Below are 13,017 nucleotides of genomic sequence, written 5' to 3' on the forward strand. Positions count from 1 at the left end.
CCTCAATTCGGCTTTTGCGTCGGCTTGCCGTCGATCTTGGGGAGATCCCCGGCGGAAGCAGCCTGATCCCCACCCCCATTGGCACGGCGCGCCATCTCGACCGTCAGCCGCTCGGCGGCTTCCGACGACATCAGTCCCAGGATGTCGGACATCTTGCGGGGGGCGATCGCCGAGGCGATCTCGATCAGCACGCTCATCTCAAGCCGGTCGAACACCCGCGCGGCGTCTTTCGGCTTCATGCCTTCATACATGGTCACAAGGCCCTTCAGGCGCTGGGCCTCGGCGGCCTTCTGCTCGGCCTGGGTCGCGCTGATGCGGGACTCCACGGCCTTCATTTCCTCGACCTTGCCTTCGATGCGCTTTTCGGCCGACTTCAACAGGCTCTCGCGGATGTCGATCTCGCGCTGGCGGGCCTCGATCTCCTGGCGGCGCGATTGCAGCCGTTCCAGGATCGCCCGCTCCGAGGCCGAGACCTGCGGCTGGGCTTCGTCCATCTTGACCGAAGTGCCCTCGGGCTTGCTCTCGGGTGCGGCCGGCTTCGGCGTTTCCTTCGGCTCGCCATGCGTGGAGCCGGTGATGTCAGGGTCCTCTCGCCCGGTCGGGAAGTTCAAATTCTGCTGCGCCCAGGACTTCTTCAACGTGTTCGGCTGGTAGTCGAACACGTAGCCGCCATTGATCACGAGCCCCGCCACTTTCAGCGTGGCGAGACCTGCGACGGCAACCAGCACGACCGGAATGACGCGGATGTTACGAAAGGACTTCATACCCTGACTTTATGCGGCGATACCGTTGGACCTGCGTCGTTCCGAGAAGGCTTCGGCGGCGGCGGCCACCGCTTTCGCGGGCGACGGCTTGGCCACGGGGGCAGCGGCGGCTTCCGGATTGGTCACGGGGCGCGCCGCGATCGCGATCTTGGAGAGGCGGCGCACCACATTGTCGGCTTCGCCGAGCTGCTTGTAGAGCTGATCGGACATTTGCGTCGCGGCCGCAAGCTGGCTGCCGAGATTCTCGTTGACGTCGCGCACGGCGAGCTTGAGCCCGCCGATCGCGCGTTCGGCGATCTCGGTCGCGGTGATCAGCTCTGCGATCACGGCCTTCAGCGAATGCTCGTCCGCCTTCAACCGCGTCAGCCGCTTGTTGAGCAGGATGCAGTAGCCGATCGTGAGCATCAGCAGGATGGCCACCAGCGTCTCGATCGCCATTCCTAGGGAGTGGTTCATGGGGCCTCCATCAGCTTATTCTGTTCGTCCACCTTCTCGAACATCGCAAGTGTCGTACTTGGCTTGCGCAGGGGTTTCGTCACGCGGATCGCGACGCGCTCGCCGACCCGGCCCATGCGTCCTTCGGTGATGGTGACGTCGCCGCAGCGCACGGTGACGTTGGCATCCGCGCGCATGTCCAGCGGCAGCGTGTCGCCGACCTTGAGCCGCATCAGCTGCTTGAGCGGAATGTCGGCCTCGTAGAGCACGGCATCAACGGAAATCTCGGCCTGGGCGATCTCGGTGGCGAAATGGCCTTCCCAGATCGGATCACGGCCGAACTTTTCGCCCATGAACATCTGGAGCAGAACGGGCCGGATCGGTTCGATGGTCGCGTAGGGAAGCAAGAGCTCGATGTTGCCGCCGCGGTCTTCCATGTCGATGCGCAGGCGCACCAGGATCGCGGCGTTGGCGGGACGGCTGATGGCGGCGAAGCGCGGATTGGTCTCGAGCCGGTCGATCGTGAAGGTCACCGGCGACAGCGGGCGGAACGCCTGCTCGGCATCGGTCAGCACCACCTCGACCAGGCGCTTGACCAGCTCGGTCTCGATCGTGGTGTAGGGCCGGCCCTCGATGCGCAGCTGGCTCGAGCCGCGGCGGCCGCCGAGCAGCACGTCGATCATCGAGTAGATCAGGCTGGAATCCACCGTCGCCATGCCGAAGTTCTCCCACTCCTCGGCCTTGAACACCGAGAGCACGGCAGGCAGCGGGATCGAGTTCATGTAATCGCCAAAGCGCACCGAGGTGATGCGGTCGAGCGAGACTTCGACGTTGTCGGAGGTGAAATTGCGCAAGGAGGTCGTCAACAGCCGCACCAAGCGGTCGAAGACGATTTCGAGCATCGGCAAACGCTCGTAGGAGACCATCGCCGAATCGATGATCGCGCGAATGCCGCTGTGATCGTCGAGCGTGACGTCGCCGACGGTGAAGCCGAGGAGATTGTCGATCTCCTCCTGCGACAGCACCCGCTCGCCGGAGTTTTTGCCGTTGCCGAGATCGCGGCTGCCGTCCTCGACCATGGCCGCCCATTGCAGGGCCATGGTCTCCGAAAGTTCGTTTTCGGCAGCGGCCTTCGCGGCCTCTGCGGGATCCTCGGAATCGAGCGACGCCTCCCATTGGGCGGCAATCGCATCCTGGTCCATCTGCTCGTTGCCGGCCATGACGCTAGCCTGTACCCTTCCGCTGCATCCTCACTGGAGCACGACTTCCTTGAACAGCACCGCGCTGACCTGGATCGGCGCGACCGCGGCGTTGACGCGCTTGGTCAGCTCTTCCTTGAGGCGGAAGATGCCGGCGGAGCCATTGAGGTCGGAGGAGCGGAGCTCGCGCACATAGGTCTGGAAGATGTCGGTGACCCGCGGCATCGACGGCTTGATCGCCTCGATCTGCTTCTCTTCCTTCAGCTCGAGCACGATCTTGAGCTTGAGATATTGCACACGCTCGCCGGGCGCGCCGGCGAGGTTGACCATCATGTCGGGCACTTCGACGAAGGCCGGCGGCTTGGGCGGCGGCACGACCTCGGCATGGTGCTCGTCGTCGCCATGACGGAAGAACAGGAACCAGGTGGCGGCACCGCCGCCGAGCACGACCAGCACGCCGACGATGATCAGGATCAGCTTGAACTTGCTCTTGGGGGCAGCGGCTTCCGCGCCTTCGGCGGCTGCACCGCCTTCCGCTTCATTCTCTGCCATGATCGTCCGGGCCCGCTCATCTCATAAAGGGTCGAAAGGGCGAAGCCTCCTGGCAGACAGTGACGCGATACAAATGCCCCAGCGCAAAGCGCTCCTCTCACACGCAAACGCTACGGTAATAATGGTTAACGGAACCTTTCAATCGGGCCTCCGCTAGGAAAAATCTGCCGGGCAAACATGGCTAACAGAACCTTTCTGCCCCCTGCTTTGTCGGCCGAAAAATAATCAAGCGACTGTAATCGCACATCTTTCCGACTTGGCACGGCTTTCGCTGAGAGAGGGGCGAGACCGGATGGTTTGGGAGAACCTGACGGCCTCGTTCACGGGATCGGCCAGTGCGCTTGGGAGAGCGAGATGGCAGGTCTCACGCAAGGGGAGATCGACCGATGCAGAATGCGCTTCTGATCGGATTGTCACGGCAAATGACGTTGGAGCGGCAGATGGATGTCATCGCCAACAACGTCGCCAACGTCAACACCAACGGCTTCAAGGCCGACCATTCGCTGTTCGAAGAGTATCTCCGCTCGAACGCGCATGAGGACAATTTCATCGGCTCCGACCGCCGGGTCTCCTACGTGCAGGACCGCGGCACTTATCGCGACGTCGGCCAGGGGCCGATGGAGGCGACCAACAACCCGCTCGACATGGCGATCAGCGGCAACGCCTTCTTCGCCGTGCAGGCCAACGGCGCCGAGCGCTACACCCGCGACGGCAAGTTCGCGCTCAGCAGCACCGGCCAACTGATGACCTCGGACGGCAACCTCGTGCTCGGCACCGCCGGCCCGATCGTGTTCCAGCCGACCGACCACGACATCAACGTCGCCCCCGACGGCACCGTGACGGTGCTCGAGGGCACGGCCAAGACCGACACGATCCGCGGCAAGATCCGCATGGTGACGTTCGACGATCCGGCCAAGCTGACCAAGCTCGGCGCCAATCTCTATGACACAGGCTCTGCGACCCAGCAGCCCGACGCCAAGTCCACCCTGCAGCAGGGCTACATCGAGAAGTCGAACGTGAATTCGGTCGGCGAGATGAGCCGCATGGTCGAGGTGATGCGCAGCTACACCGCCATCGCCAACCTGCTCCAGCAGCAGAGCGACCTCCACAAATCGGCGATCGAAAAGCTCGCCGACGTTCCGGCCTGATTAGGAGAGAACTGACATGCAGGCGCTTCACACCGCAGCGACCGGAATGGCGGCACAGGAACTGAACGTTCAGGTGATCTCCAACAACATCGCCAATTTGCGCACCACCGGCTTCAAGAAACAGACCGCGGCGTTCGAGGACCTGATCTACGAGCACGTCCGCCGCGTCGGCGCCCAGGCCTCGGACCAGGGCACCATCCTGCCCGTCGGCGTCGACATCGGTGGCGGCGTCAAGACCGTCGGCACGCCGCGCAGCATGACGCAAGGTACGCTGTCGCAGACCGGCAACGACCTCGATCTCGCCATCTCGGGCGAAGGCTTCTTCAAGATCCTGATGCCGGACGGCACCTTCCAGTACACCCGCGACGGCACGTTCCAGATGGACAATCAGGGCCGCGTCGTCACCGCCGGCGGCAACCCGGTGCAGCCGACCATCACGATTCCGAACAACGCCTCGGGCATCACCGTCAACGAGCAGGGCCAGGTGACCGTGACGCTGCCGGGCTCGTCGACCAACACCGTTCTCGGCCAGATCGGCGTGACCCGTTTCATCAACAAGGCGGGCTTGCAGCCGGTCGGCAGCAACCAGTTCATTGAGACGACGTCGTCAGGCACGCCGCAGGACGGTATCGCGAATTCGGAAGGCTACGGCAAGATCACCCAGGGCAGCCTTGAGCAGGCCAATGTCGACGTCGTCTCGGAGATGAGCGACCTAATCGCCGCGCAGCGCGCCTATGAGATGAATGCCAAGGTGATCAGCGCCGCCGACCAGATGATGCAATCGACCACGGCGCTGTTCCGCTGAGGTGATGACCATGATCCGCACCGCACTTGTCACAATCTCCGCCCTGCTCGTGCTGGCCGTGCCGGCGCAGGCCGCCGACGACGGCATCGCCGTGCCGACGCTGCGCGCCAGCGTCACGGTCAGCTCGGACGTGGTGCGGGTCGGCGACCTCATCGACAATGCCGGTTCGGCGGCGCAGGTTCCGGTCTACCGCTCGCCCGATCTCGGCACCACCGGCGCGCTGCCGGTCGCCCAGGTCCTGAGCGTGCTCCGCGCCAAGCAGGTGATCGGCGTGATGACCGGCGACATCAAGGAAGTCCAGGTGACGCGGCTTGCCCGCACGCTGGCCAACAAGGACCTCGAAAACGCGGTCGCTTCCGCGCTCGACCATCGCTTCGGCCTGGGCGATGCCGCCAACATCACCGTCACCTTCGACCGTGGCATCTCCGACATCAGGCTGGAAGCCTCCAACACTGGCACGCTGCAGCCGGTTGCGACCCGCTACGATGCACGCGGCGGCCGCTTCGACATCTCGTTCGAGATCAACAACGACAGCAACGCGGCGCCGACCAAGCTGCGCCTGACCGGCACCGCGATCGAGACCATCGAGGTCGCTGTCCTGACCCGCGACGTCGATCGCACCGAGATGCTGAAATCCTCCGACGTCGCGCTGGAGCGACGGCCAAAGGCCGAAGTGACGGGGGAGCCCGCGCGGCGCGACCGCGCCATCGGCATGCAGCTGCGCCGGCCGATGCGCGCCGGCACGCCGATCCGCGTCGCCGACATCGCCAAGCCCGAATTCGTGTCGCGCGACCAGAGCGTCACCGTCATCTACCAGGTCCCGGGGATCTACCTCACCACCCGCGGCAAGGCGATCGAGGGCGGTGCCGAGGGCGACACGGTGAGCGTCCTCAATCTGCAGACCAAGCGCACGCTGACCGGTGTCGTCACCGGCCGGGGCCAAGTGACCGTGCAGGGCGCCAGCCAGTCCGCGCCGATGGAACCTGCGGTCGAGCAGACCTCCTCCCTCAAGCGGGACGACGCGCCCGCCCCCGTCGACACCGCAGCCCTCCTCCGCAACCTGGTCCAGACGCCGAATTCGCCGGGCCAGATCGCAGAAGCCCAGATCCCGCAAGCTCGCGCCTCGCAAGCACAAGCAAAGTAAGAGTTCGTCATGTCCGTTTTCAGTTCGGCTTCCCGTCTTCGTGCCATCGCGATCTCCGCACTGTTGCTGACAGCGAGCGCGCTGGGCGGCTGCTCCTCGATCGACCGCCTGTCCCAGATCGGCGAGCAACCGAAGCTGTCGGCGATCGACAATCCGACGACGCAGCCCGGCTACAAGCCGGTGCAGATGCCGATGCCCAAGCCGGAAGTCGCCTCCTACAATCCGAACTCGCTGTGGCGCAACGGCAGCCGCGCCTTCTTCAAGGACCAGCGCGCCCATCAGGTCGGCGACCTCCTGACCGTGACCGTGAACATCACCGACAAGGCCAATATCGAGAACGATACGCAGCGCAGCCGCTCCAACAGGGAAGATTCGGGCATCACCGATTTCATCGGCGCCAAGACGATCACGCAGGCCAACAAGATCCTGCCCGGCCGCATTCTCACCGCCGACTCCACTGCGTCCAGCGAGGGCAAGGGTAGCGTCGACCGCAAGGAGGCCTTGCAGACCAACGTCGCTGCCGTCGTGACGCAGGTGCTGCCGAACGGCAACCTGGTGGTCGAGGGCAAGCAGGAGATCCGCGTCAACTACGAGATCCGCGAACTCATCGTTGCCGGCATCGTCCGCCCCGAAGACATCCAGAGCGACAACACCATCGATTCCACCAAGATCGCGCAGGCCCGCATCGCCTATGGCGGCCGTGGCCAGATCATGGACGTGCAGCAGCCGCGCTACGGCCAGCAAGTCATGGACGTGCTGCTGCCCTTCTAGCCTTCTCCCGAGCTCCCACATCGTGCTCGCGAACCTAGGCGCGAACGACGATGTACTACGCGGCCCTCGCTAGCTCCCCTGGCGAGGGCCGCATGTATTTTTGGCGAAGGCGCTTTGCCCTGTCTGTCGTCAGCGATTGTGATGAGCAGTAGCGCAAGCCAAGCCCTCTGCTGTCATCGTCCGCGAAGGCGAATGATCCAGTACTTCGAGGCCTTCGTTTCTGGATCGGGACAGCGCGGCGTACTGGATTCCCCGCTTTCGCGGGGAATGACGGCCGGGACTGGCCGCCACTTCCTAAGTAAACTGCGCCTCCACCATTCCGAGCCCATCCAGCTCCATCCGCACCTTGTCGCCGGCTTTCAGCCACAGCGTCTTCACCAGGCTCCCCGTCAGCACGAGTTGTCCCGCATGCAGCCCCTTGCCTTCCGCGGCGAGGTGGTTGGCGAGCCAGGCGAGTGCGTTGTGGGGATGGCCGAGCACGTCGGCGCCGGTGCCGTGGCTGACTTCCTCGTCGTTGACGATGGCGCGACCCTTGACCGCTTTCAGGTCCGGCACCGACGAGCGGGGGACGGAGGGGCCCAGCACGCAGCCGGCGGCGAAGAAATCGTCGGCAATCAGCGTCGGCGCGCCCATCGTCTCCCACTTCACATAGCGGTCGTCGACGATCTCGATGGCGGGATGGTAGGCCTCGACGGCCTCGCCGACCCATTCCGCCGTGAACGGCGCCTCGCCGGCGGCAAGGTTCCGCTTCAGCCGCACGGCGATCTCGCATTCGACGCCGACGCGGACATAGTCGGAAGCCGCGAGCTTGACGCCGCTGTCGTGCATGCCCTTCTGGAACACGCCGCCGCCGCAGGGGTGCGGGATGCCGATGTAGTCCTGCATCACCTGGCTGGTACAGCCGATCTTGTAGCCGACCAGCGGACCTGCATGCGGCAGCAGCAGATCATGCAGCGCGCGCTGGACCTGATAGCCCTCGGCCTCGTCACCAGGCGGATGTTCCAGCACCGCCAGTGGCGCATGGTTCCGGCGCGCCAGCGCGATCGCCTTTGCGGCTTCGAGTATCTTGTCCATCGGCGCCGCCTCTCCCACGCTACGCAAATCAAGGGCGGCAGTGGAGCATCCCCGCCCGGGCCTGACAAGCGCGGCCGGGGGTGCGGCCTCAAGCCTTGCGAGGCCGAGCCGGATCAGCTTTCGGCAGTGGCGAGGATCGCCTCGTCGGGTGCCGACGAAACCGGATCCGCCGCTGCTGCCGGCGTTTAAGGAAATTTTGAGCTGCGCCAGGCTTTATGGGGATGCGCGCCTTGCCGCGTCGCAGGAAGCCTGATTGCAGCGAAAATTGATGCTGCTGGCTCAGCTTCACAGCATCCGGGCCGATCCCGTTGATGCGACTCGCAAAACCTCCCGCACCTGAAGTGAAGGCTGTTTCTCATGTGAACTCACGTGAGCTTGCAAGAGTGGACTCTAGGTCATTGATCGCGATTCACTTTTCGCGATCGCGCCCATACCTCGAGGCGCTTGGGGGCAAGCGACAGGCAAAACGCTGATGACGGCGCCAAACGGCGCCTTGCGTCCCAAAAACAAAGAGCCGCATCGCTGCGGCTCGGACTCTATTCGTCGCGATAGACCTTCTCGCGTTTCTCGTGGCGCTCCTGCGCTTCCACCGAGAGCGTCGCGATGGGCCGGGCTTCAAGCCGTTTCAACGAGATCGGCTCGCCGGTATCCTCGCAATAGCCGTAGGTGTTGTCCTCGATACGCTGGAGCGCGGCGTCGATCTTGGCGATCAACTTGCGCTGGCGGTCGCGGGCGCGGAGTTCGATGGCGCGGTCGGTTTCGGACGATGCCCGATCGGCAAGATCGGGGTGGTTCACGTTCTCCTCCTGCAGGGCTTGCAGGGTGAGCTTGGACTCTTTGAGGATCTCATCCTTCCAGGCGAGGAGCTTCAAACGGAAGTACTCCTTCTGCCGGTCGTTCATGAAAGGCTCTTTTTCGGTCGGTCGGTAGTTTTTCAACTTTTCCAAGGGCGGCCTATCTTCTTAAGCAACGACTCAAGAACGGAACGGGGTCCGTTGAGCCGGGGCTTATATAGCTACCACTTGTGACAGACAATATTTCCTTAATGGCGCGGTTACCGCCCCCAAGCCCTTGCACAGGAAGGTTTATCCAGCAGAAGCCCGGGGGCGGCCAAAAGCCTAGTACCCGACCGTAAAACGCTGCCTCTGATGGGCCGGCTTCTCGATCTCGTCGGCGAGCGCGATGGCGTAGTCGGCGAAGCTGATCCAGCTCTTGCCGTTCGCATCTGCGAGAAGCTGGTCGGTGCCGAGCCGGAACTTGCCCGTCCGCGCCTCCTCGACGAACAGCGCCGAAGGCGAGATGAAGGTCCAGTTCAGCTTCTCTTCCTGCCGCAACAGGTCGAGGAACGCGGACCCCGCCTCTGCCTCGGCCTTGTATTGAGCCGGAAAGCCCGGAGTTGTGACCAGTTTGACGCCGGGCGCGACCTCGAGGCTGCCGGCGCCGCCGACAACCAGATAGCGTCCGACGCCGGACGCCTTGGCCGCGCCAATCAGCTTGTGCGGGTCGCTCGCCAGGAAGTGCACGGAACTCACCGCAACGTCGTGCCCACTCCAGAGTTTCGTCAGGCCGAGCTGGTCGAGCACGTCTCCCTTGGTCGGGGTGACGTTCGGCAGCGCCGCAATTTTTTCGGGGTTCCGGGCGATGGCGGTAACCGTGTGGCCCCGGCGAGACAGTTCCTTGGTGATCTCCGACCCGGCCCGGCCCGAGGCGCCGGCAACTGCGATTTTCATGAAAGGCTCCTTTGCTCCTTAAGTAACTATCAGTGACTAGATATCGCAAAGAATGCTAGTGTTAAGAGCGCACTTTGTGCTTACCTGATTACGCAGGAGTAACCGGAACAATAGAGCCAAGCGCGAGAAACCGAGATGAAACCCAATGTCTATGCCGCCGAGTGCCCAACACGCCAAGTCCTCGATCGTGTCGGCGACAAATGGGCCGTGCTGATCCTGTTGCTGCTGCGCGACGAGCCGATGCGCTTCAATCAGTTGCGCCGCACGATTGAAGGGATTTCGCAGAAGATGCTGAGCCAGGTTCTCAAGTCGCTGGAACGCGATGGCCTGCTCAAGCGCCGAGCCATCGCGACCGTGCCGGTCACGGTCGAATATTCGATCACGCAGCTCGGCGTGACGCTCGCCGCCGCGGTCGATCCGCTGCGCGATTGGGCCGAGGAGAATCTGAAAGACGTGCTCGCCGCCCAGCGCCGCTACGACGCGCAGCAGAAGGAGGAAGCAGCGTAGGCGTATGCCAACGCGACGCACAGAGCGCCCTCCAAACGCGGCTGTCATGCCCCGGCTTGACCGGGGCATCCAGTACGCCGCGGCTTCGCGGCTCAATTATTGCTGTCTCTGGGATACTGGATCGCCCCCCCTTTGCGGGCGATGACAGCGCGCGATGCCTGACTAGCCCTGCCCGGCTTTGGCCAGCTCGACCTCGACCCGCAGCTCGATCTCGGCCAGCACGGAATCAAGGCCAGCATCGCCCGAGGACGATTTCAAATTCGCCGCCGCATCACGCAACCGCATCACGGTCGACTTGTCGAGATTGCCCGACAACAATCCCATCTTGAGATCGTCGAGTACGTCCAGGGCGGTCTTGCCGCGGGCGACCGAACGCTTGCGGCGCTCGATCGGATCTTCCTCGATACCTTGCAGCGCGAGCAGCCCGTCGATGTTGGCGGTGGCCTTCGGCGCAGCCGCGCTCCGCGTCTCCTGCGCCGATGAGGTGTCCGGCAACACGAAGGTGCCGGAGCTCGTCCGCCTGGCCTGGCTGGCCGGCGTCCCAAGCGTGGTGCCATTCGGTCCGTAGATGCGCATCGAAGCAATCCGGGTGATCGATACGCCACATTCGCCGCATTATGGTTAACGAGGCGTAAACGGCCCGGCAAAATCTGCCGACACACGGCACTTTCGCTCCTTAGCGGCAACAGCCGCTGACATCGGAGCAAACAAATTTACTCAACCTATTCAAACATCTAATCCCTCTTCACCTGGTTGGCACAACGCTCGCAAGGACAGCGTCGGACCAGCTCGTCATGGGAGTGTCGCAGGTGGTCCGAGACGTGAGGAGGCTTTTCGGAAAGCCTTGGGGAGCACAGGATGCCAGGCGTTCGTTGGGTGAGGATTTTTGGGGTGGCCTTTGCCGCGCTGTCAGCGCTGGCGCTATCGGCCGCGCCCGCAAACGCAACCTCGCGCATCAAGGATCTCGCCAATATCGAAGGCGTGCGGCAGAACCAACTCATCGGCTACGGCCTCGTGGTCGGCCTCAACGGCACCGGCGACACCCTCAACAACATTCCCTTCACCAAGCAGTCGCTGCAAGCGATGCTGGAACGCATGGGCGTCAACATCCGCGGCGCCACGATCCGGACCGGCAACGTCGCCGCCGTGATGGTGACCGGCAACCTGCCGGCTTTCGCCACGCAGGGCACGCGCATGGACGTCACCGTCTCCGCCCTTGGCGATGCCAAGGATCTGCGCGGCGGCACCCTGCTCGTCACCCCCCTGTTAGGTGCCGACGGCAATGTCTATGCGGTCGCGCAGGGCTCGCTCGCGATCTCCGGCTTCCAGGCCGAGGGCGAAGCGGCGAAAATCGTGCGCGGTGTCCCGACCGTCGGGCGCATCGCCAACGGGGCCATCATCGAGCGCGAGATCGAGTTCGCGCTCAATCGCCTGCCGAATGTCCGGCTCGCGCTGCGCAACGCCGACTTCACCACGGCCAAGCGCATTGCCGCCGCGATCAACGACTATCTCGGCGTCAAGAGTGCCGAGCCGATCGATCCCTCGACGGTGCAGCTGACGATCCCACCCGAGTTCAAGGGCAACGTCGTCGCCTTCCTGACCGAGATCGAGCAGCTCCAGGTCGATCCCGATCTTGCCGCCAAGATCATCATCGACGAGCGCTCCGGCATCATCGTGATGGGCCGCGACGTCCGCGTCGCCACCGTCGCGGTCGCGCAGGGCAATCTCACGGTGACGATCTCCGAGAGCCCGCAAGTGAGCCAGCCCAACCCGCTGTCGCGGGGGCGGACCGTGGTGACGCCGCGCTCCAGCGTCGGCGTCACCGAGGACGGCAAGAAGTTCGCCGTCGTCAAGGACGGTGTCTCGCTGCAACAGCTCGTCGACGGCCTCAACGGCCTCGGCATCGGCCCGCGCGACCTCATCAGCATCCTGCAGGCGATCAAGGCCGCCGGCGCGATCGAAGCCGACATCGAGGTGATGTGATGCAGACTGGCACGATCAACACCGCGCGTCTCGCCACCGCTGCTGTTTCCTCGAACCCCGCCTTCGCGGTGGAAAGCCGCAACGGCCGGCCCGACTTCGAGCTCGCCGCAGCGCTCCAGAAGGTCTCGCCGCAGCAGCAGGCCAAGGCGCAGAAGACCGCCACCGATTTCGAAGGCATGTTCCTCAACAGCATGTTCGCGCAGATGACTTCGGGCCTGAAGGGCGAAGGTCCGTTCGGCGACACGCCCGGCACCGGCGTATGGCGCTCGATGCTGACCGAGCAATATTCCAAGAACTTTGCCAGCGCCGGCGGCGTCGGCGTCGCGCGCGACGTCTACCGTACCCTGATCATGCAGCAGGCCAAAACCACTCTTCGTACGGCATAAGGTCAAACGAGATGAACCATTTCAACGCGTCACGTCAGCCGATGCCAGCGCAGCGCCCGCACAACACGCCCGGCAGTGCCGAGGCGCGCAAGCTCGCCGAAGATCTGATGGATGCGATGAACGCCCTGCTCGGCCTGATCGAGCGCGAGACCGAACTGGTCCGCGCCGGCAAGGTCCGCGAGGCGATGACGATGGAAGGCAAGAAGCAGGAGCTGTCGAAGCGCTATGTCGCCGCCGTCGGCCAGTTGAAGGCGAACCAGGACAAGCTTGCAAAATCGGCGCCCGAGCTGCTGTCGACACTGCACCGGCACCACGACGCCTTCCGCGCCATGCTCCAGGTCAACCTCACCGTGCTCGCGACCGCGCATGCGGTCTCGGAAAGCGTCGTGCGCGGCGTCAACGCCGAGATCCAGAAGCGCAATGTTCCGAACACCTATACCGCAGCAGGCCGCCGCGCCGCGCCGGGGCCCCGTCACATCACCCCGCTCGCGGTTAGTCGCACGCTCTAGCCACACACCA

Annotated in this window: 16 protein-coding genes; 8 read left to right on the forward strand and 8 right to left on the reverse strand. The window is 64.1% G+C overall.

Annotated elements, in window-relative coordinates; genetic code table 11:
- Window positions 1–2 precede the first annotated feature (2 nt).
- The 4 genes from HYH07_RS13810 to fliL are packed head-to-tail and all read right to left on the reverse strand — an operon-like array spanning window position 3 to window position 2,950.
- Window positions 3–764 carry a MotE family protein gene (locus tag HYH07_RS13810; protein WP_220003007.1) on the reverse strand — a complete coding sequence of 254 codons (762 nt, stop codon included), beginning with the start codon at window positions 762–764 and terminating at the stop codon, window positions 3–5.
- Window positions 765–773: 9 nt separating this feature from the next.
- A complete protein-coding gene (locus HYH07_RS13815) occupies window positions 774–1,220 on the reverse strand; it encodes a DUF6468 domain-containing protein (protein ID WP_220003008.1) in 447 nt (148 codons plus the stop codon).
- Window positions 1,217–2,419: a flagellar motor switch protein FliM gene (fliM, locus tag HYH07_RS13820; protein ID WP_220003009.1), complete on the reverse strand. Its 1,203-nt coding sequence runs from the start codon at window positions 2,417–2,419 to the stop codon at window positions 1,217–1,219. The genes HYH07_RS13815 and fliM overlap by 4 nt, the downstream gene beginning before the upstream one ends.
- Before the next feature lie 30 nt (window positions 2,420–2,449).
- Window positions 2,450–2,950 carry a flagellar basal body-associated protein FliL gene (gene fliL, locus HYH07_RS13825; protein ID WP_220003010.1) on the reverse strand — a complete coding sequence of 167 codons (501 nt, stop codon included), beginning with the start codon at window positions 2,948–2,950 and terminating at the stop codon, window positions 2,450–2,452.
- A 386-nt stretch (window positions 2,951–3,336) separates the two neighbouring features.
- On the opposite strand from fliL, the gene flgF reads away from it, so the two are divergent.
- Genes flgF through flgH form a run of 4 tightly spaced genes read left to right on the forward strand, consistent with a single transcriptional unit; the run spans window position 3,337 to window position 6,818 of the window.
- Window positions 3,337–4,098 carry a flagellar basal-body rod protein FlgF gene (gene flgF, locus HYH07_RS13830; RefSeq protein WP_220003011.1) on the forward strand — a complete coding sequence of 254 codons (762 nt, stop codon included), beginning with the start codon at window positions 3,337–3,339 and terminating at the stop codon, window positions 4,096–4,098.
- Window positions 4,099–4,114: 16 nt separating this feature from the next.
- Complete coding sequence (flgG, locus tag HYH07_RS13835) at window positions 4,115–4,903, forward strand: flagellar basal-body rod protein FlgG (RefSeq protein WP_057747386.1); 789 nt, start codon at window positions 4,115–4,117, stop codon at window positions 4,901–4,903.
- A gap of 10 nt (window positions 4,904–4,913) precedes the next feature.
- Window positions 4,914–6,047 carry a flagellar basal body P-ring formation chaperone FlgA gene (gene flgA, locus HYH07_RS13840; protein ID WP_220003012.1) on the forward strand — a complete coding sequence of 378 codons (1,134 nt, stop codon included), beginning with the start codon at window positions 4,914–4,916 and terminating at the stop codon, window positions 6,045–6,047.
- A gap of 9 nt (window positions 6,048–6,056) precedes the next feature.
- A complete protein-coding gene (flgH, locus tag HYH07_RS13845; RefSeq protein ID WP_220003013.1) occupies window positions 6,057–6,818 on the forward strand; it encodes a flagellar basal body L-ring protein FlgH in 762 nt (253 codons plus the stop codon).
- Between the two features lie 294 nt (window positions 6,819–7,112).
- Here the strand turns inward: flgH and HYH07_RS13850 are convergent, their stop codons facing one another.
- The 3 genes from HYH07_RS13850 to HYH07_RS13860 form a co-directional block, all read right to left on the reverse strand.
- Window positions 7,113–7,892, reverse strand: a complete 780-nt coding sequence (locus HYH07_RS13850; protein ID WP_220003014.1) for a 2-keto-4-pentenoate hydratase — start codon at window positions 7,890–7,892, stop codon at window positions 7,113–7,115.
- A 536-nt stretch (window positions 7,893–8,428) separates the two neighbouring features.
- Window positions 8,429–8,794, reverse strand: a complete 366-nt coding sequence (gene dksA / locus HYH07_RS13855) for an RNA polymerase-binding protein DksA (protein ID WP_008554760.1) — start codon at window positions 8,792–8,794, stop codon at window positions 8,429–8,431.
- 216 nt (window positions 8,795–9,010) lie between these two features.
- On the reverse strand, window positions 9,011–9,622 hold the full coding sequence (locus tag HYH07_RS13860) for an NAD(P)-dependent oxidoreductase (protein WP_220003015.1): 612 nt from the start codon (window positions 9,620–9,622) through the stop codon (window positions 9,011–9,013).
- Between the two features lie 135 nt (window positions 9,623–9,757).
- Between HYH07_RS13860 and HYH07_RS13865 the strand changes: the two genes are divergently transcribed.
- Window positions 9,758–10,129, forward strand: a complete 372-nt coding sequence (locus HYH07_RS13865) for a helix-turn-helix domain-containing protein (RefSeq protein ID WP_220003016.1) — start codon at window positions 9,758–9,760, stop codon at window positions 10,127–10,129.
- Between the two features lie 162 nt (window positions 10,130–10,291).
- Here the strand turns inward: HYH07_RS13865 and HYH07_RS13870 are convergent, their stop codons facing one another.
- Window positions 10,292–10,705 carry a flagellar assembly protein FliX gene (locus HYH07_RS13870; RefSeq protein WP_220003017.1) on the reverse strand — a complete coding sequence of 138 codons (414 nt, stop codon included), beginning with the start codon at window positions 10,703–10,705 and terminating at the stop codon, window positions 10,292–10,294.
- 282 nt (window positions 10,706–10,987) lie between these two features.
- On the opposite strand from HYH07_RS13870, the gene HYH07_RS13875 reads away from it, so the two are divergent.
- From HYH07_RS13875 to HYH07_RS13885, 3 genes are read left to right on the forward strand one after another with little or no spacing between them, the layout of a single operon-like run.
- Window positions 10,988–12,112, forward strand: a complete 1,125-nt coding sequence (locus HYH07_RS13875; RefSeq protein ID WP_220003018.1) for a flagellar basal body P-ring protein FlgI — start codon at window positions 10,988–10,990, stop codon at window positions 12,110–12,112.
- Window positions 12,112–12,498, forward strand: coding sequence for a flagellar assembly peptidoglycan hydrolase FlgJ (gene flgJ / locus HYH07_RS13880; protein WP_057747393.1), 387 nt, complete (start codon window positions 12,112–12,114; stop codon window positions 12,496–12,498). The genes HYH07_RS13875 and flgJ overlap by 1 nt, the downstream gene beginning before the upstream one ends.
- 11 nt (window positions 12,499–12,509) lie before the next feature.
- Entirely contained in the window at window positions 12,510–13,007 is a 498-nt protein-coding gene (locus HYH07_RS13885; protein ID WP_220003019.1) for a hypothetical protein, read from the forward strand.
- Window positions 13,008–13,017 lie beyond the last annotated feature (10 nt).

The organism is Bradyrhizobium sp. BR 10261 (assembly GCF_019455395.1).
GTDB classification, from domain to species: domain Bacteria; phylum Pseudomonadota; class Alphaproteobacteria; order Rhizobiales; family Xanthobacteraceae; genus Bradyrhizobium; species Bradyrhizobium manausense.